A 17,411-nucleotide genomic window follows, 5' to 3' on the forward strand; every position below is an offset into this window, starting at 1 on the left:
TGTGTGCCGTCTGCTGCGACACTCCTGCGCGTGACCGTTTGGGGCGGGATGCACCCTTGACGCTGCCACGCAAGCCTGAGCATGTATGTCCCCGACACCATACCGTGGCTCTGGGTTGTATCGCCAGCCTGAAATGCCCAAACGAAGATAAGTACAAAATGCTGCTGCTGATCGACAACTATGACTCGTTTACCTACAACCTCGTCCACTATCTGGGCGAGTTGGGCGCCGAGATGGTCGTGCGCCGAAATGATGCGCTGGACGTCCAGGAAGCCATGGCAATGAACCCGGCGGGCATCCTGCTCAGCCCCGGTCCCTGCGACCCGGACCAGGCCGGGATTTGCCTGGCCCTGACCGAGGCCGCAGCCGAAACCGGGACACCGCTTTTGGGCGTATGTCTGGGGCATCAGACCATCGGCCAAAGCTTTGGCGGCAAGGTCATCCGCTGCCATGAAATCGTACACGGCAAAATGGGAACGATGCACCACACCGGCAAAGGTCTGTTTGCCGGGCTGCCTACACCGTTCGAGGCCACGCGGTATCATTCGCTGGTGGTGGATCGCGCCACCCTGCCCGATTGCCTTGAGATTACCGCCGAACTCGAAGACGGCACGATCATGGGGCTTCAGCACAAGGAACTGCCGATACACGGCGTTCAGTTTCACCCCGAATCCATTGCGTCCGAGCATGGCCACGCCCTGCTCAAGAACTTCCTGAACGAGATGAAAGTCCCCGCATGAGCGATGCTCTGAAACCGTTGATCGGTGTCGCCGCCGACCGGCCCCTGACCCGCGCCGAGGCCGAACAGGCCTTTGGTATCCTGTTTGACGGCGAAGCCACGCCCAGTCAGATCGGCGGCCTGCTGATGGCCATGCGGACACGCGGCGAAACCGTGGACGAATACGCCGCCGCAGCAGCTGTCATGCGCGCCAAATGCAACGCGGTCCGCGCGCCCGAAGGCGCGATCGACATCGTGGGAACCGGTGGCGACGGCAAGGGGACGCTGAACATCTCGACCGCGACCGCCTTTGTGGTGGCAGGCGCAGGCGTGACCGTGGCCAAGCATGGCAACCGCAATCTCAGTTCGAAATCCGGTGCCGCGGATGCGTTGGGCCAGATGGGCATCAACGTGATGATCGGGCCAGAGGTGGTCGAAAACGCCCTGCGCGAAGTCGGGATCGGCTTCATGATGGCGCCCATGCATCATCCGGCGATCGCCCATGTCATGCCAACCCGGCAAGAGCTGGGAACCCGCACGATCTTTAACATTCTGGGACCACTGACCAACCCGGCGGGCGTCAAACGGCAACTGACCGGGGCGTTCAGCCGCGACCTGATCCGCCCGATGGCGGAAACCCTGGGCGTTCTGGGCGCGGACCATGCCTGGCTGGTGCATGGCTCGGACGGGACGGACGAACTGACGATAACCGGCGTCAGCTGGGTTGCGTCGCTGGAAGACGGTGCGGTGCGCGAGGTCGAACTGCATCCCGAAGACGCCGGCTTGGCCGTGCATCCGTTCGAAGACATCCTTGGCGGGACGCCGCAGGAAAATGCCGTCGCCCTGCGCGCGCTGCTTGATGGCACACCGTCGGCCTATCGCGATGCGGTCCTTTTGAACGCCGCCGCAGCCCTGGTGGTTGCCGACGTGGCAGGTGACCTGCGCGAAGGCGTCGCCATGGCCGCCGAAAGCATCGACAGCGGCAAAGCCAAGGACAAAATCACCGCTCTGGCCCGTATCACACAGGAAACCGCATGACCGAAACCGTTCTGGACAAAATCAAGGCCTACAAGCTTGAAGAGGTTGCGGCGGACAAGGCGCGCAAATCGCTTGACGAGCTGGAGCAAGAGGCGCGCAATGCGTCCGACGTCCGGGGCTTTGCCAAGGCGTTGCAATCCGCCAGCAGGCAAGGCTATGGCCTGATTGCCGAGGTCAAAAAGGCCAGCCCGTCCAAGGGGTTGATCCGTGCCGATTTCGACCCGCCCGCCCTGGCGAAAGCCTATGAGGACGGCGGCGCGGCCTGTCTTTCGGTGCTGACCGACACGCCCAGCTTTCAGGGCGCAAAAGAGTATCTGACGGCAGCACGCGACGCCTGTGCGCTGCCGGCGTTGCGCAAGGATTTCATGTACGACCCTTACCAGGTTGTCGAAGCCCGCGCCCTGGGGGCCGATTGTATCCTGATCATCATGGCCTCGGTCGATGACGGTCAGGCCGCCGAACTTGAACAGACCGCCTTTGACTGGGGCATGGATGTTCTGATCGAAGTCCATGATGAGGCAGAACTGAGCCGCGCGGCCCAGATGAAAAGCCCGCTGATCGGGATAAACAACCGCAATCTCAAGACGTTCGATACCTCTCTTGATGTAACGCGGACCCTTTCGAAACTGGTTCCCGAGGATCGGACGATCGTCTGCGAAAGCGGGTTGAACACGCCGCAGGACCTGGCCGATATCGCCCGCTATGGCGCCCGGTGTTTCCTGATCGGCGAAAGCCTGATGCGTCAGGATGACGTGGCAAGCGCCACGCAGGCCTTGCTGGCCAACCCTCTGATACCCGGTGTGATGTGATGCCGCTGACCCATTTCGATGCCGACGGCCAGGCCCATATGGTCGATGTGTCGGACAAGGCGACGACTGACCGCATTGCCGTTGCCGAAGGTTACATCACCATGGCAACCCAAACCTTTGAAATCATTTCAGAAGGTCGCGCAAAAAAAGGCGATGTTCTGGGTGTTGCGCGGCTGGCCGGGATCATGGGGGCAAAGAAGACACCGGATCTGATCCCGCTGTGTCACCCGCTGCCGATTACCAAGGTTGCGGTGGAACTGACCCTCGACCCCGACCTGCCGGGTGTTCGGATCGAGGCGACCGTCAAGACCACCGGCCAGACCGGTGTCGAGATGGAGGCCTTGACGGCCGTGTCAACAGCGGCCCTGACAGTGTATGACATGATCAAGGCCGTGGACAAGGCGATGGAGATCGGCGGCATACGCGTTGTTCTGAAAGATGGTGGAAAATCCGGACGTTACGAGGCGACATGATCACCGTCGATGAAGCGCGTACGTTGTTGTTTGACCTTGTGGCGCCTGTTTCGTCGGAACAGGTTCCCCTGACCGAAGCCGCCGGGCGCGTTTTGGCGACCGAGATCGTCGCGACCCGCAACCAGCCTCCGTTTGCCGCATCGTCGATGGATGGCTACGCGGTGAATGCGGCAGAGGTCGAACTGCATGCGATGTTCAAGGTCATCGGCGAAGCCGCTGCGGGCCACCGGTTTGACGGCCAGTTGCGTGCGGGACAGGCCGTGCGGATATTTACCGGCGCGCCGATGCCGCAAGGCGCTGATTTCGTTGTGATCCAAGAGGATGTCGACCGCCGGGGCGACCTGATCACCATCGCGCGCGCGCCGGGCAGCAAATCGAATGTCCGCCCGGTCGGAGTGGATTTCACCACGGGAACCGCGATTTCGGCCCCCCGCTTTCTGCGGCCCGAGGACATTGCCCTGATCGCTGCGATGAACCACGCCCGGGTCCCGGTTGCGCGCAAGCCCCGGATCGCGCTGATTTCCACCGGGAACGAGTTGGTGATGCCAGGGGAACAGCCCGGCCCCGACCAGATCATCGCCTCGAACACTTTTGGCCTGAAGGCGCTGCTTGACCGCGCCGGAGCCGAGACCCGCATTCTTCCGATTGCGCGCGATACGCTGTCATCGCTGGAAACCGCGTTTGGCCTGGCCCAGGGCGCCGACATCGTGGTGACGATCGGCGGCGCTTCGGTTGGCGATCACGACCTGGTCTCGGATGTGGCACAACGCCTGGGTGTCGAACAGTCCTTTTACAAGGTGCGCATGCGTCCGGGGAAACCCTTGATGGCCGGGCGCCTTGGCAGTTCCGCCATGATCGGACTGCCCGGAAACCCCGTCAGTGCAATGGTTTGCGGATACTTGTTCCTGTTGCCGATGGTGCGCCGCATGCTTGGGCTGGATGTCGCGCTGCCGGCCTTTCAAAGCGCGCCATTGGCGGCACCGATCGGGCCTAACGGCCCGCGCGAGCATTATATGCGCGCCGAATTTGGCGCGGATGGGATCCGCGTATGCGACGATCAGGACAGCTCGCTGCTCAGCGTTCTGGCGCAGGCCAACGCCCTGGTGGTACGCCCCCCCGATGACCCGCCTCGCGCGGCGGGCGAGCAAGTCCAGTTTCTGCCGATCTGACCGGACTGCGGCAAATCCGTTGACACAAAACGTGAACATGCGTAGAACAAAAGAAAACGCATGAGCGACGAGGTTTGAGCAATGCTAACCAAGAAGCAATTGGATTTGTTGGAATTCATCCACAAACGCGTCCAGGCAGATGGTGTTCCGCCCAGTTTCGACGAAATGAAAACCGCATTGGACCTGAGGTCGAAATCCGGCATTCACCGACTGATCACGGCGCTTGAGGAACGCGGCTTTATCCGCAGGCTGGCGCATCGGGCGCGGGCAATAGAAATCGTCAAGCTGCCCGAAAGCCTGGGCGGCGAACCTGCAACCGGGTTCACCCCCCGTGTCATCGAAGGCGACAAGCCCAGCGGTCCGCGGCCTGCAAACTTTGAACCTGTGACTGTCGACGCGATGGAACTGCCGGTCATGGGCCGCATCGCGGCCGGTGTTCCGATCGAAGCGATCAGCCATGTGTCGCACCGTGTGGCGGTGCCCGGTTCGATGGTTTCGGGCAGCGGCGAGCATTACGCGCTTGAGGTGCGTGGCGACTCGATGATCGACGCGGGTATCAATGATGGCGATGTGGTTGTGATCCGGGAAACATCCTCGGCCGATAATGGCGACATCGTTGTTGCGCTGGTCGAAGATCAGGAAGCGACGCTGAAGCGGTTCTTTCGCCGCGGCCAGGCCATCGCGCTTGAGGCTGCGAACCCGGCCTATGAAACCCGCGTGCTGCCCGAGGACAAGGTCAAGGTTCAGGGTCGACTGGTCGGCCTGATCCGCAGCTATTGATGCTTGCCCGCCGCAGACCTGCTGGGTGACCACAGGCGCGGCCCGGAAACCTGGGCGGCCGAGATGATCTTGCCCTGATCTATGGCCAGGCTGCCCGTGGTCCCAAGCGCGCCCACGTCGAAAAGCCCGCAATCGCCGCGCAAATCCAGGGCCACCGGCGCCACGATCACCTGCCCCGCCATGCATTCATCAAACCCGTTTGCCGCCCGTTTGCCGGTCAGGTGAACCACCTCGGTCGGGCCGAGGCGGAACCTCTGAATACCGTCCGACGCGCCCGGCCACCGGGCCGCGGCCTGTGCCTGATCACCTGCATCGCCGTCGTTTTCCAGCCAGACCCCGGCGACAAAACCGCTGCCTTTCTGTTTGCTGAGCGCCCGGCCGGTTTCGGTCATCACACCGACCAGCCCGCCGGATTCGGCAATCAGAACCTGCGGACGCGGCGCTTGCCCCCACATCAGGAATGCGGCACAGGCCGGAACCGCCCCCAGGTACCGGGCCCGCCCCTGCCAGAGGATGGCCCACAAGGCCCCCAGCGCGGCAACGGGCAGGACGTAATCCGGCGGGGCGGGCACATGGCCCTGAGCGCCCTCAAGGTTAGAAACCCAATCGGCAACCCCCATGATCCAGCGCAGCCCCAGCCCCATCACCCACAAGGCCACCGCTTCAAGGCCGATCGGCACAAGCAGCGCCGCCACCACGGCCGCGGGGACGACAAGTGTGCCCATGACCGGAACGGCCAGCAGGTTGGCCAAAAGACCGTAATGCGAGGTGGTGTTGAAATGCGCAGCCCCGATTGGTGCAGTTGCAAGGCCCGCGATAAGCGACGAGGCGATCAGCCCACCAGCAGCGCGTACCCATTTCGGGCCCGGCATGGGGCCGCGGTCGCGCAGCGCGCCAAATACCGCGACCAGGGCCGTGGTGGCGGCAAATGACATCTGGAACCCCGGGCTCAGCAGGGATTCGGGGCGCAGGAACAGCACGATCAGGGCAGCCACCGCAACCGCCCGCAGCGAAATGGCCCGTCGGTCGATCAAAACTGCGCCCAGCATGACCGAAACCATGACAAAGGCCCGCTCGGTGGCGACGTTTCCGCCTGACAGCAACAGGTAGGCAAGCGCGGCCACAAGGGCGGCCAGCGCGGCCAGTTTCTTGACCGGCATCCGCAGCGCCAGGCCGGGGATGGCGGCCAGCCCGATCCGGCTGCCGACAAAGACAAAGCCGGTCAAAAGCCCCATATGCAAGCCCGAGATCGCCAAGAGATGCGCCAGGTTGGACTTGCGCAACGTCTCAAGCGTCGCCTGCCCCATGCCGCTGCGGTCGCCGGTTGTGACGGCAGCGGCAAACCCGCCAACTTCACCCGGCAGCACATTGCGCACATTCCGTGATATCGCCATGCGCACCGCGGTGACGCGGACCCCGTCCCGGCCCTCGGACGGCGGTGCGATGGTCAGAACCGGAACCCGCGTGTAGCCGACGGCGCCCAGGCGCTGGAACCACGCGTGACGGCGAAAATCAAAGCCACCGGGTTCCACCGGCCCTTGCGGCGGTGACAGATGGGCCGTTGTCATGATCCTTTGCCCCGGTTGCAGCGGCACCGTATCGCCGTGAATGGACAGCCGGACGCGCTGCGGCCTTTGATCGGCGCGCAGGTCTTCCAGGCGCACCCTGTCCAATGTCACCCGCAGCGCATCCGACGCCGACCGGTCCATCGCCACGACCCGCCCCTCGACCGGGCCGTAATAGCGCCATTGAAGTACCGGTTCGGCAACCAGATGGGCGCGCAAGCCGGCCAGGGCAAACCCGCAGGCAATCAGTGCAGCGGCCGTCATCACCGGTGCCCAGGCCGACATCCCGCGCAATCCCGCAAACCCCGCGCCGATTGCCAGCGCGATCACACAGGCATACCACGGCGCGCCGGGTTCGAACCGCAGCGCGAAATAAGCCCCGATACCGATGGCCAGACAGACCGGAGACCAGGGCAAAAGGTGCCCACGCTGGTTCAACAACGCGGCGTTGAGCCGTGCAAGAACACGCATGGTTGCCCCCGTCCTTCCGGCTCGTTAGACAGGCGCCAACACTAGCGCCGACGCGGTTACCAAAAGGTTAACACTCACCATGCCCGAACAGGTCGTCACTCGATTTGCCCCCTCTCCAACCGGCTTTCTGCATATAGGAGGCGCGCGCACCGCGCTGTTCAACTGGCTGTACGCGCGCGGTCGCGGCGGCAAATTCCTGTTGCGCATCGAAGATACCGACCGGACACGGTCCACGCCCGAGGCAACCGCCGCGATCCTCAAGGGGATGGGCTGGCTGGGGCTGGACCATGACGGCGAGATCGTCAGCCAGTTCGACGGCGCCGACAGACACGCCGAAATTGCCCGCCACCTTCTGGACCAGGGCAAGGCGTATAAGTGCTTTGCCACCCAGGACGAAATCACCGCCTTTCGCGAAGACGCACGGGCCCAGGGCAAATCGACCCTGTTCCGCAGCCCCTGGCGCGACGCGGATGACGCCGACCACCCCGACCTTCCCTATGCCATCCGCATCAAGGCCCCCCAGGACGGCGTGACCGTCATCCGGGACCAGGTTCAGGGCGACGTCACCATCAGGAACGATCAGCTGGACGACATGATCCTGCTGCGCTCGGACGGCACCCCGGTCTATATGCTGGCGGTTGTGGTCGATGACCACGACATGGGCGTGACCCATGTGATCCGGGGCGATGATCACCTCAACAACGCTGCGCGCCAGATGATGATCTATGAGGCGATGGGCTGGGACATTCCCGTCTGGGCGCATATCCCGCTGATTCACGGCCCCGACGGCAAGAAACTGTCCAAACGCCACGGCGCGTTGGGCGCGCAGGAATACCAGGCAATGGGATATCCCGCCGCCGGGATGCGTAACTATCTTGCCCGACTGGGCTGGAGCCACGGTGACGACGAGTTCTTTACCGATGAACAGGCCAAGGCGTGGTTCGACCTGGACGGAATCGGCAAAAGCCCGGCCCGGTTCGACCTGAAAAAGCTGGAAAACCTGAGCGGTCAGCATATTGCCGTCACCGAGGATGCTGCATTGCGGCGCGAGATTCAGGGCTATCTGGACGCCGCGAACCTGCCTGACCTCACGGAAGCACAGGCCGCCGATCTGGAGCGTGCGATGTATTGCCTCAAGGATCGCGCCCGGACCTTCCCGGAACTTCTTGAAAAAGCGCAATTTATTCTGGCACAACGTCCAATTTCGCTGGATGAGAAGGCGCAGAAAGCGCTTGCATCTGTATCCGATGGTATACTGAATGAATTGACGCCGCAGTTGCAAAATGTTAGCTGGACGCGGAACGAACTGGAGGAAGCCCTGAACGCGTTTGCCGACGCCAACGGGGTCAAGTTCGGCAAGCTGGCCGGGCCATTACGGGCTGCGCTGGCGGGACGCGCCGTAACACCTTCGGTGTTTGACATGATGCTCGTGCTGGGGCGGGAAGAGACCCTGGCGCGACTGTCGGATGCAGCGCAATAGCCGGGTTTCACATTCGGGTAACGCTGCTCATCTACACGTCGGATTGCGCGACCACGCGCGACCGATGCCCGCAATGCCGGACCACGCACCGGCATACGAACGATTGAGGAAGGGATACCCATGACCGAGAGCCAAAAAACAGCCACTTTGACTGTGCACGGCGATACATACGAGTTGCCGGTACATTCGCCGACCGCTGGTCCCGATGTCATCGATATCCGCAAGCTTTACGGCCAGGCGGGTATGTTCACCTATGACCCCGGTTTCACCTCGACCGCAAGCTGTGACAGCACCATCACCTATATTGACGGCGAAAAAGGCGAGCTGCTGCACCGCGGCTACCCGATCGACCAGTTGGCCGAGAAATCGCACTTCCTAGAAGTGTGCTATCTGCTTCTGTACGGAGAGCTACCGGCCGCCAAGGATCTGGAGACCTTTGAAACCACCATCACCCGCCACACGATGCTGCACGAGCAGATGCAGTATTTCTATCGCGGGTTCCGCCGTGATGCGCACCCGATGGCGATCATGGTGGGTGTTGTTGGCGCAATGTCGGCCTTCTATCACGACTCGACCGATATTTCAGACCCGCGCCAGCGCGAAATCGCCTCGCACCGTCTGATCGCCAAGATGCCGACCATCGCGGCCTGGGCCTATAAATACCACACCGGTCAGCCGTTCGTGTATCCGCGCAACGATCTGGACTATGCGTCGAACTTCCTGCGCATGTGCTTTAGCGTTCCGGCCGAGGACTATGAGGTCAACCCGATCCTCAGCCGTGCGATGGACCGTATCTTTACCCTGCACGCAGATCACGAACAGAACGCGTCGACCTCGACCGTGCGCCTGGCGTCGTCGTCGGGTGCCAACCCGTTCGCCTGTATCGCGGCGGGTATCGCCTGTCTTTGGGGTCCGGCGCATGGTGGTGCGAACCAGGCCTGCCTTGAGATGCTGGAAGAGATCGGCAGCGTTGACCGCATCCCCGAATTCATTGCCCGCGCCAAGGACAAGAACGACCCGTTCCGCCTGATGGGCTTTGGTCACCGCGTCTACAAGAATTTCGACCCCCGCGCCAAGGTGATGAAGCAGTCCGCAGACGAAGTGCTTGAACTGCTTGGCATCGAGGACAACCCCAAGCTTCAGGTTGCCAAAGAGCTGGAGCGCGAAGCGCTGGAAGACCCGTATTTCACCGAGAAGAAGCTGTTCCCGAACGTGGATTTCTATTCGGGCATCATCCTCGAGGCGATGGGCTTTCCGACATCGATGTTCACCCCGATCTTTGCGCTTTCGCGCACCGTCGGCTGGGTCAGCCAGTGGAAAGAGATGATCGCAGACCCACAGAACAAGATCGGCCGCCCGCGCCAGTTGTACCTGGGCGAAACGCTGCGCGATTACGTGGATATCGAAAACCGCTGAACCCTCTGGGGTATCACCGACACAAGACAGCAAACGGGCCCCGCGATGCGGGGCCTTTTTGGGTTTCGGCCAGTGTTACCGAACAGAAGCGATTGCGGCAAAAATTCCCGCCAGCGGGGCTGTGCGCTTTTCCCAGATATCGGGGCGGGTATTCTGCGCGGATCACATCCAGGCAGAATCACAATGAAATCCACGTTCCTGTTGCCCCTCCTCTGCCTGCTGATCCTCGGCGGCCCTGCCCTTGCGCAAAGCGGGCTTGAAAACAAGTTCAAGGACCTGCAGCGCGAAAACGCAGCCGGGTCGCTGGCTGTCATGGGGCTGGCCGGCATCCCCGATGACTCGGCCAGTGCGATATCGCTGCAATCCAACACCCGGAACCGGGACTATGATTTCAAATCCGCCCAATTGGGTGGTGGTTTCCGGCTGAGCGAAGGCGTGCCGATCTATCTGGAAGGCTATATCGGCTATGCCCGGTATGATCCCGTCCTCAGCTTCAGCGGCTCGGGCCAAACCGCTGTTCTGCCGTTGAAATGGACCAGCGCCGCTGCGACCGGCGGTGTCGGGTACCAGTTCGACCTGAACGACCACTGGACGCTGACGCCGATGGCCCATATCTCGATTGGCCGCACGCAGTCTGATGCGTCGGTGGTGACACAGGCGGTTGCCAACCGGCTGGGGCTTGACCGCGACTTTGTCCAAAGCGGCGGGCTTTGGGCAGGCGGCGCCGGGGGATCGTTCACGCTTGCCTATGATCGGCCGCTTGAAAACGATCGCGAATTCGAGATGAGCTTTCGCTATACGCATATCGAATATTGGCCGATCGGCGATGACAAGGACCTGCTGGTCCAGTCGACGGCGGCAAATGCGGTGTTGTGGACCCGCTACAGGTTTCCCACCGGCACACGCATGTTTGGCCGTCCCGTGCGCTGGGTCGGGGACCTGTCCTTGTCATACCTGATCGGCGATCAGTCCCTTGTTCTGGGCACCGACTGGCTGGCCCGTGTCGGCGGCGGTGTCGAGGTTGACCTGTCGGATACCTGGGTCCCTTGGGTGACCACCACGCGCATCATGGTGCGCTATTATGGCAGCGACACGGTCAACGGCTTCACCGCCGGGATCGGGATCAGCTTCTGATCCGCCCTCAGAACAGGTTCAACTGATCACCCGGCTGCGGCGGTACGGAAAACGTGGCGCAGTTCAACGGCGGCGACCTGAGCGCGAGCCCCAGTTGCGAACAGGCCCTGTCAAACCTTTGCGCAATCAGCGTGGCATAGGGCCCCTGGCCGCGCATCCGCTGCCCCCAGCGCGGGTCATAATCCCGCCCGCCATGCATCTCTCTGAGGTGGCCCATGACCTTGCGCGCACGCGTTGGTTGGTGCTTGTCCAGCCATTCCTGCCACAGGCCGGACACTTCGCGCGGCAGGCGCAGCATGATCCAGCTGGCCGCATCGGCCCCCGCCGCGTGCCCGGCGGCAAGCAGGGTTTCAAGTTCGTGATCCGTCAGCCCCGGTATGACAGGCGATGTCATGACCCGTACCGGCACCCCTGCCCCGGTCAATCGCCGTATCGTTTCAAGGCGGCGCCGGGGCGCTGGGGCGCGGGGCTCCAACCGGCGCGACAGGTCAGCATCCAGGGTTGTCAGCGAAATACCGACACGCACAAGCCCGCGCCGCGCCATGGGGGCCAGGATATCCAGGTCACGCTCGACCATGGTTCCCTTGGTCACAATGGCCACCGGGTGGCCGAAATCGCGCAACACCTCAAGGCAGGCCCGTGTTATCTGGCGCGTCTTTTCGACCGGCTGGTACGGGTCGGTGTTTGTGCCCATTGCGATCGGCGCAACCTTATAGGCGCGGCGCGACAATTCACGCCTCAGGACTTCGGCCGCATTGGGTCGGGCAATCAGGCGGGTTTCAAAATCCAGACCCGCAGACAGCCCAAGATAGGCATGGGTGGGACGCGCAAAACAGTAGATGCACCCGTGTTCGCATCCCCGATACGGGTTGATCGACCGGTCAAAGGGCAAATCGGGCGACGTGTTGTACGTAATCACGCTGCGCGCATGTTCATCGCGCACATCCGTGCGCAGCACGGGCAAATCCTGATCACTGTCCCAGCCATCGTCGAACGCCTCGGGCACAAACCGTTCATAGCGCCCCGCCGTATTCGACACGGCCCCCCGGGCCAATGGCTTTGGTTGATTGCGCATTTTGTTCCCTGTTTGTTCTGATGTATTCAACCTAGATAATCACCCCTCATGACGCAAGCACCCACCGGTATCCCCCGTGAATGCGGCAAACCGGCTGCTGGATGTCCAAATTCGCCCCATCCTGGGCGCACCGGCCCGCAACCTGAGCCGGATACACGATGATCATGCAAATTATTCCGTCGAGCCTCCGCTAAATATCCCCTATAGGTCGGTCTCGGAACGACTGAGGTCGCAATCGTCACAGTCACCCTGCGGCGAAATGGCCACAACGGAATTAATCTCGCCACCACGGGCCCCGGCCCGAACAGCTCAGGGAAACGCGCATGTCTGACGAAGAAGACATTGTCCTGTCGGAACTCAACGACGATGAACTCGTCGAGCAGATGTTTGATGACCTTTACGACGGTCTGAAGGAAGAAATCGAAGAAGGTGTGAATATCCTGCTGGAGCGGGGTTGGGCGCCTTACGACATTCTGACCAAGGCGCTGGTCGGCGGCATGACGATCGTCGGACATGATTTTCGCGACGGTATCCTGTTCGTACCCGAGGTTCTGCTGGCCGCCAACGCGATGAAGGGCGGGATGACCATCCTCAAGCCACTGCTGGCCGAAACCGGTGCGCCACGCGTCGGCAAGATGGTGATCGGCACCGTCAAAGGCGACATTCACGACATCGGCAAGAACCTTGTGTCGATGATGATGGAGGGCGCCGGGTTCGAGGTCGTGGACCTGGGGATCAACAACCCCGTTGAAAACTACCTTGAGGCGCTGGAGACGGAAGAGCCCGACATTCTGGGCATGTCCGCCCTGCTGACGACCACGATGCCCTACATGAAAGTGGTCATCGACACATTGGTCGAACAGGGTATGCGCGAAGACTATATCGTGCTGGTCGGCGGCGCGCCGTTGAACGAAGAATTCGGCAAGGCCATCGGGGCCGATGCCTATTGCCGTGACGCCGCCGTTGCGGTGGAAACCGCCAAGGAATTCGTGGCGCGCAAGCACAACCAGATGGCTGGCTGACAACGCCTCGCGGAACAGATGAAAGGCCGCCGATCGGGGCGGCCTTTTTTATTGCGGCCACGCCCGGAGCGGCCCTGTTTACCGTTTCTAAAATGATCCTCGGCTAGAAAACCCTGCGCAACAGCAGAGGTTTCCCGTGCCCCAGACATTTACCGCCCTGTTCCTGGGCAACCTTGCCGATATCGACACGACCGAGGGGAATAATACCGCCGAAAACGCCTCGGCCCTGGTCGGGCAGACCTTTGGCGCGCCCGGTGATGCCCTGCTGAACAACGCCGTGACCTGGAGTGCGGTCAAGGTTTCCGGGTCCGTCTATGACATGAACAATTCTACGAATGAGAAGTTCTCGATCGACGGCGGACCGGCGCAGAATTTTGATGCGACCTCGGTCTACAAGGCCACGGTCACCTTTGCCGATGGAAGCACCGGAAACATTTCGGCCGTGGTTGCGCAGGATACCGACGGCAACACCTATTTGATGCCGGAATTTTCCGACAATCAGGACCAGGGCATTCTGCAATCGGGGCCGATACAGTCGATCACCCTCAACAGCCTGCTGGGAAACCGCTATTCCGGGCTGACCGCCAGCCGCGAAACCTGGGATCTGGTGACGTGTTTCACCTCGGGAACAAGCATTGCAACCGACAGGGGCGAAAGGCGCATCGACGACCTGCGTATCGGGGACAGGGTTCAGACGCTTGACAACGGTCTGCAATGCATCCGCTGGATCGGCCGGCGAACGGTACCGGCGCAGGGGGCGTTTGCGCCGGTGCGGATCAAGGCCGGCGCATTCGGCAACCGCCGTGACCTGTTGGTTTCGCCGCAACACCGGATGTTGGTCCGCGACTGGCGTGTTGAGCTGAACACGGGCCACCCCGAGGCGCTGTGCCCGGCAAAACACCTGTTGGGCGGCCCGTATGCGACCCTCCAAACCGGCGGAAACGTCACCTATTTCCATCTGCTGTTCGACCGCCACGAATTGATCTGGGCCGAAGGCAGCCTAAGCGAAAGCTTTCACCCCGGTACCCTGTCCTGGACCACGCTTACGTCAGCGGCCAGGGCCGAAATCCTTGCCCTGTTCCCGCAGATCGCGGATCACGGTCCGGCATCTTACGGCCCATCCGCACGCCCGTCGCTGAAGCGGTTCGAAACCCTTGCGTCGGTGGCCTGACATTGCATGTCGGAAACGGGGGTTGCGTTCGGTGGCGGTAAGGCGTCTGCTGTCGGGGCAGCGATTTGGTCAGAGCCATGCAAAGAAACGACATCCCCGACGATGAAAGCCTGACGCGGCACGGCTATGCCAGCCTGGATGCGCGGCAAAACACGTTGCTGATCGCCTGCGGCGCACTGGCCCGCGAAATCCTGGACCTGAAGACGCGCAATGGCTGGGATCATCTGGCGCTGACATGCCTGCCCGCCATCCTGCATGTCCACCCCGAAAAGATCACGCAAGCCGTCGAGGATACCGTCGCAAAGCACCGCGACCATTACGACGCCATCTATGTGGTCTATGCCGATTGCGGCACCGGCGGCCTATTGCAAAGCGCCTGCGACCGGCTGGGCGTTGAAATGATCAAGGGGCCGCATTGCTATTCTTTCTTCGAGGGAAACCAGGTGTTTGCCGAACATGGCGAAGATGAAACCACCGCGTTCTACCTGACGGATTTCCTGGCCCGACAGTTTGACGCCTTTGTCTGGAAACCCCTTGGCCTGGACCGCCACCCCGAACTGCGGGACATGTATTTCGGCAATTACACCAAGCTTGTCTACCAGGCGCAGACCGACGACCCGGCGCTGACCGAAAAGGCGCGCGACTGCGCCGACCGGATGGGGCTGGCGTTCGAACGCCGGGTTACCGGCTATGGTGATCTGGAAACAACCTTATCACGCTGGGCAAAATCAGAGCCTCAGGGCTAACGCCCCTGCCCCACGCCGATCAGGCGTATTCGCGCGCCACGTCGCGGATACGTTCGACCATCGCGCGCAACCCGTTCGATCGCTGTGCCGACAGGTGATCATGCAGGCCCAGACGCGCCAGTTCGGCGCCTGCATCGACAGTGGCGACCGCACCCACGGGCAGGTCATTGTACAGCGCCCGCAACACGGCAATCAGCCCCCGAACGATCAGCGCATCGCTGTCGCCGTCAAAACGGAACGTGCCGCCCTCGACCACCGGATGCAGCCAGACCTGGCTGGCACAGCCATCCACCTTGGTGGCCGGCACCTTTAGCGCATCATCCAATGGAGCCATCGCCTTGCCCTGTTCGATAACGTGGCGATACCGGTCCTCCCAGTCTTCCAGGAACTCGAAATCCTCGACGATTTCTTCAAAAGCGGGCGTGGCCATGGCGTGGCGGTCCTTGCGTTGCGATCACAAAACTGACCTATGTTGCCCGAACTCAGCTGTCCAGCCCCAAGCGCGGCTTTTCAACCCGCCGGTTTTGCGGTAACCCGTTGCAGACAATAATGCTCAAAGTCACGGGTCCATGCAAAAAACTCTGTCCGTTCTTCTGGTCGCCACCCTGGCCCTGTCCGCATGCAGCAGCTGGCGCAACTCGCGCGCCAACCCGTCCAACTGGTTCGGCCCTTCCGGCCCACCACCCGAGGCAACCTCGCCGAATGACGCAGACGCCCTGATTCCCGCACAGCGCGGCGGCACCGGGCTGCTGTCCCGCCCCGAAGAAACGGATACCAGTATTCCAATTGCCGTGATCGACGAACTGCGAATCAACCCGACCCCGACCGGCGCAATCATCTATGCGACAGGCACGGCCACCCGCCAGGGGGCGTATAACGCTCGGCTGGTGCCGGTCGTTTCGTCAGAGAACCGCGAAGACGGAGTATTGGAGTTCACATTCCGCGTGAACTACCCCCGATATGCCACGCAACAGGGACCAGAACGGTCGCGCATGGTGTCGGACGCCGTCAATGTCAGCGATCAGGATTTGCAGAATGTGCGCCTGGTGCGTGTGATCGGCCAGCAGAACACGCTGGAATCGCGCCGCCGCTGAGCCATTACAAGGATACGGCCTGCACCGACTGGCCGTTGGCCGCCAGCGCGATCTTGCCCTCGCACAGTTTCAGCGCGTCTTCGCCAAACACTTCATAGCGCCATCCCGTCATGGCCGGGACGTCACGCTCACCGGCGGCGATCTGGTCCAGATCAGCGCTGGTGGCGATCAGCTTGGCTGCCACGCCCGAGCTTTCGGTTTTCGACTTGAGCAATACGCGCAACAGATCGGCCAATGCCGGGTTGACCTTCAGCTTGTCGCGGCTGTTGTCCACCTTTGGCATATTCTCGGCCGGACAATTCACCCCGCGTTTCACCGCCGCCAAGATACCGTCGGCGATCACGCCTTTCCGGGCCTCGCGCAGCAACAGGCGCGAACCGCCCAGATCCGCAGGTGTCTTGGGCTTGGTCGAGGCCAGCTCGATCAGGGCATCGTCCTTGAAGACCCGGCTGCGCGGCACGTTGTTCGATTGGGCATAGGATTCGCGGAACTGCGCAAGCTCGCGCACGACCGCCAGAAACTTGGCTGAATTCGTGCGGGTTTTCACCCGGCGCCACGCATCCTGCGGCTGAATATCATAGGTCGTGGGCTGGGTCAGAATCTGCAACTCTTCGGCAACCCAATGGCTCCGCTTGGTTTTTTTCAACTCGGCCGCCAGGTATTCATAGATCTGCCGCAGATGGGTCACGTCCGCCAGCGCATAGGTTTTCTGCGCATCGCTGAGCGGACGGCGAGACCAGTCCGTGAACCGCGACGTCTTGTCGACACCCTGCTTGCAGATCTTGCGCACCAGGGTTTCATATCCGACCTGCTCTCCAAAGCCGCAGACCATCGCGGCGACCTGCGTGTCGAACAGTGGTTTGGGGAACACGCCCGCCTCGACCCAAAAGATTTCAAGGTCCTGCCGCGCGGCGTGGAAAACCTTGACGACACCCTCGTTTGCAAACAGCTCGTATAGCGGGTCCAGCGACATGCCCTCGGCCAACGGGTCAACCAGAACGGCGCTGCCTTCATCGTCCGAGGGAACCGCGATCTGAACCAGGCAGAGTTTCGAGTAATACGTCCGTTCGCGCAGAAACTCGGTATCTACTGTGACGTAAGGGTGGTCAGCGGCAGCCTTGCAAAAAGTGGCCAGCTCTTGGGTCGTTGTCAGGATTTTCATGCGCCGTTTAGTCTTGCTCTTGTTCTTGTGATCGCTCGATTATTTGACCTCGTCCCGAGCCATGGAGGCAACCATAGGACGAATGACC

General features: G+C 61.8%; 17 protein-coding genes. 13 read left to right on the forward strand and 4 right to left on the reverse strand.

Translation table 11 applies throughout. The features are described from left to right. Window positions 1-158: 158 nt before the first annotated feature. The 6 genes from ACXAG8_RS01350 (at window position 159) to lexA (ending at window position 4,987) form a co-directional block, all read left to right on the forward strand. Entirely contained in the window at window positions 159-740 is a 582-nt protein-coding gene (locus tag ACXAG8_RS01350; protein ID WP_475221519.1) for an anthranilate synthase component II, read from the forward strand. Next, a complete protein-coding gene (gene trpD / locus ACXAG8_RS01355; protein WP_475221521.1) occupies window positions 737-1,756 on the forward strand; it encodes an anthranilate phosphoribosyltransferase in 1,020 nt (339 codons plus the stop codon). The genes ACXAG8_RS01350 and trpD overlap by 4 nt, the downstream gene beginning before the upstream one ends. Next, window positions 1,753-2,565, forward strand: a complete 813-nt coding sequence (gene trpC / locus ACXAG8_RS01360; protein WP_475221522.1) for an indole-3-glycerol phosphate synthase TrpC — start codon at window positions 1,753-1,755, stop codon at window positions 2,563-2,565. Before trpD ends, trpC begins: the two co-directional genes overlap by 4 nt. Then, on the forward strand, window positions 2,565-3,038 hold the full coding sequence (gene moaC, locus ACXAG8_RS01365) for a cyclic pyranopterin monophosphate synthase MoaC (protein WP_475221524.1): 474 nt from the start codon (window positions 2,565-2,567) through the stop codon (window positions 3,036-3,038). The genes trpC and moaC overlap by 1 nt, the downstream gene beginning before the upstream one ends. After that, window positions 3,035-4,207 (forward strand): molybdopterin molybdotransferase MoeA, encoded by a 1,173-nt coding sequence (locus ACXAG8_RS01370; RefSeq protein WP_475221526.1) that lies wholly within the window; start codon window positions 3,035-3,037, stop codon window positions 4,205-4,207. The genes moaC and ACXAG8_RS01370 overlap by 4 nt, the downstream gene beginning before the upstream one ends. Before the next feature lie 81 nt (window positions 4,208-4,288). After that, the gene (lexA, locus tag ACXAG8_RS01375) at window positions 4,289-4,987 is read left to right on the forward strand and encodes a transcriptional repressor LexA (protein ID WP_475221528.1); all 699 of its coding nucleotides are present in this window, start codon (window positions 4,289-4,291) and stop codon (window positions 4,985-4,987) included. Here lexA and ACXAG8_RS01380 read toward each other — a convergent pair. Then, on the reverse strand, window positions 4,981-7,023 hold the full coding sequence (locus ACXAG8_RS01380) for a ComEC/Rec2 family competence protein (RefSeq protein WP_475221529.1): 2,043 nt from the start codon (window positions 7,021-7,023) through the stop codon (window positions 4,981-4,983). The genes lexA and ACXAG8_RS01380 overlap by 7 nt on opposite strands. A gap of 79 nt (window positions 7,024-7,102) precedes the next feature. Here ACXAG8_RS01380 and gltX point away from each other — a divergent pair, with 79 nt between their 5' ends. The 3 genes from gltX (at window position 7,103) to ACXAG8_RS01395 (ending at window position 11,053) form a co-directional block, all read left to right on the forward strand. Further along, on the forward strand, window positions 7,103-8,503 hold the full coding sequence (gltX, locus tag ACXAG8_RS01385) for a glutamate--tRNA ligase (RefSeq protein WP_475221530.1): 1,401 nt from the start codon (window positions 7,103-7,105) through the stop codon (window positions 8,501-8,503). A 120-nt stretch (window positions 8,504-8,623) separates the two neighbouring features. Beyond that, window positions 8,624-9,919 carry a citrate synthase gene (gltA, locus tag ACXAG8_RS01390; protein WP_475221531.1) on the forward strand — a complete coding sequence of 432 codons (1,296 nt, stop codon included), beginning with the start codon at window positions 8,624-8,626 and terminating at the stop codon, window positions 9,917-9,919. 183 nt (window positions 9,920-10,102) lie between these two features. Further along, window positions 10,103-11,053 (forward strand): autotransporter domain-containing protein, encoded by a 951-nt coding sequence (locus tag ACXAG8_RS01395; protein WP_475221533.1) that lies wholly within the window; start codon window positions 10,103-10,105, stop codon window positions 11,051-11,053. A 7-nt stretch (window positions 11,054-11,060) separates the two neighbouring features. Here ACXAG8_RS01395 and ACXAG8_RS01400 read toward each other — a convergent pair whose 3' ends face one another. Continuing rightward, complete coding sequence (locus tag ACXAG8_RS01400) at window positions 11,061-12,128, reverse strand: PA0069 family radical SAM protein (protein WP_475221535.1); 1,068 nt, start codon at window positions 12,126-12,128, stop codon at window positions 11,061-11,063. 323 nt (window positions 12,129-12,451) lie between these two features. Between ACXAG8_RS01400 and ACXAG8_RS01405 the strand changes: the two genes are divergently transcribed. From ACXAG8_RS01405 to ACXAG8_RS01415, 3 genes are all read left to right on the forward strand, one after another. Beyond that, window positions 12,452-13,150 (forward strand): corrinoid protein, encoded by a 699-nt coding sequence (locus ACXAG8_RS01405; RefSeq protein ID WP_475221537.1) that lies wholly within the window; start codon window positions 12,452-12,454, stop codon window positions 13,148-13,150. A 136-nt stretch (window positions 13,151-13,286) separates the two neighbouring features. Continuing rightward, window positions 13,287-14,321: a Hint domain-containing protein gene (locus ACXAG8_RS01410; RefSeq protein ID WP_475221539.1), complete on the forward strand. Its 1,035-nt coding sequence runs from the start codon at window positions 13,287-13,289 to the stop codon at window positions 14,319-14,321. A gap of 77 nt (window positions 14,322-14,398) precedes the next feature. Continuing rightward, a complete protein-coding gene (locus tag ACXAG8_RS01415; RefSeq protein ID WP_475221541.1) occupies window positions 14,399-15,067 on the forward strand; it encodes a DUF1638 domain-containing protein in 669 nt (222 codons plus the stop codon). Window positions 15,068-15,086: 19 nt separating this feature from the next. Here ACXAG8_RS01415 and ACXAG8_RS01420 read toward each other — a convergent pair whose 3' ends face one another. Continuing rightward, window positions 15,087-15,497 carry a SufE family protein gene (locus tag ACXAG8_RS01420; RefSeq protein WP_475221543.1) on the reverse strand — a complete coding sequence of 137 codons (411 nt, stop codon included), beginning with the start codon at window positions 15,495-15,497 and terminating at the stop codon, window positions 15,087-15,089. Between the two features lie 139 nt (window positions 15,498-15,636). Here ACXAG8_RS01420 and ACXAG8_RS01425 point away from each other — a divergent pair, with 139 nt between their 5' ends. Further along, window positions 15,637-16,161 (forward strand): hypothetical protein, encoded by a 525-nt coding sequence (locus ACXAG8_RS01425; protein ID WP_475221544.1) that lies wholly within the window; start codon window positions 15,637-15,639, stop codon window positions 16,159-16,161. 4 nt (window positions 16,162-16,165) lie between these two features. Here the strand turns inward: ACXAG8_RS01425 and rnd are convergent, their stop codons facing one another. Then, the gene (rnd, locus tag ACXAG8_RS01430; protein ID WP_475221547.1) at window positions 16,166-17,323 is read right to left on the reverse strand and encodes a ribonuclease D; all 1,158 of its coding nucleotides are present in this window, start codon (window positions 17,321-17,323) and stop codon (window positions 16,166-16,168) included. Window positions 17,324-17,411: the final 88 nt, after the last annotated feature.

Source organism: Ruegeria sp. ABD4_443 (assembly GCF_056160865.1).

Excerpts from the sequence above, each read along its gene's own strand:
- ACXAG8_RS01395 (WP_475221533.1), top strand. The coding sequence starts at position 10,103 with ATGAAATCCACGTTCCTGTTGCCCCTCCTCTGCCTGCTGATCCTCGGC.
- trpC (WP_475221522.1), top strand. The coding sequence starts at position 1,753 with ATGACCGAAACCGTTCTGGACAAAATCAAGGCCTACAAGCTTGAAGAG.
- ACXAG8_RS01425 (WP_475221544.1), top strand. The coding sequence starts at position 15,637 with ATGCAAAAAACTCTGTCCGTTCTTCTGGTCGCCACCCTGGCCCTGTCC.
- gltX (WP_475221530.1), top strand. The coding sequence starts at position 7,103 with ATGCCCGAACAGGTCGTCACTCGATTTGCCCCCTCTCCAACCGGCTTT.
- ACXAG8_RS01350 (WP_475221519.1), top strand. The coding sequence starts at position 159 with ATGCTGCTGCTGATCGACAACTATGACTCGTTTACCTACAACCTCGTC.
- ACXAG8_RS01405 (WP_475221537.1), top strand. The coding sequence starts at position 12,452 with ATGTCTGACGAAGAAGACATTGTCCTGTCGGAACTCAACGACGATGAA.
- ACXAG8_RS01400 (WP_475221535.1), bottom strand. The coding sequence starts at position 12,128 with ATGCGCAATCAACCAAAGCCATTGGCCCGGGGGGCCGTGTCGAATACG.
- trpD (WP_475221521.1), top strand. The coding sequence starts at position 737 with ATGAGCGATGCTCTGAAACCGTTGATCGGTGTCGCCGCCGACCGGCCC.
- lexA (WP_475221528.1), top strand. The coding sequence starts at position 4,289 with ATGCTAACCAAGAAGCAATTGGATTTGTTGGAATTCATCCACAAACGC.
- ACXAG8_RS01420 (WP_475221543.1), bottom strand. The coding sequence starts at position 15,497 with ATGGCCACGCCCGCTTTTGAAGAAATCGTCGAGGATTTCGAGTTCCTG.
- gltA (WP_475221531.1), top strand. The coding sequence starts at position 8,624 with ATGACCGAGAGCCAAAAAACAGCCACTTTGACTGTGCACGGCGATACA.
- moaC (WP_475221524.1), top strand. The coding sequence starts at position 2,565 with ATGCCGCTGACCCATTTCGATGCCGACGGCCAGGCCCATATGGTCGAT.
- ACXAG8_RS01370 (WP_475221526.1), top strand. The coding sequence starts at position 3,035 with ATGATCACCGTCGATGAAGCGCGTACGTTGTTGTTTGACCTTGTGGCG.
- rnd (WP_475221547.1), bottom strand. The coding sequence starts at position 17,323 with ATGAAAATCCTGACAACGACCCAAGAGCTGGCCACTTTTTGCAAGGCT.
- ACXAG8_RS01415 (WP_475221541.1), top strand. The coding sequence starts at position 14,399 with ATGCAAAGAAACGACATCCCCGACGATGAAAGCCTGACGCGGCACGGC.
- ACXAG8_RS01380 (WP_475221529.1), bottom strand. The coding sequence starts at position 7,023 with ATGCGTGTTCTTGCACGGCTCAACGCCGCGTTGTTGAACCAGCGTGGG.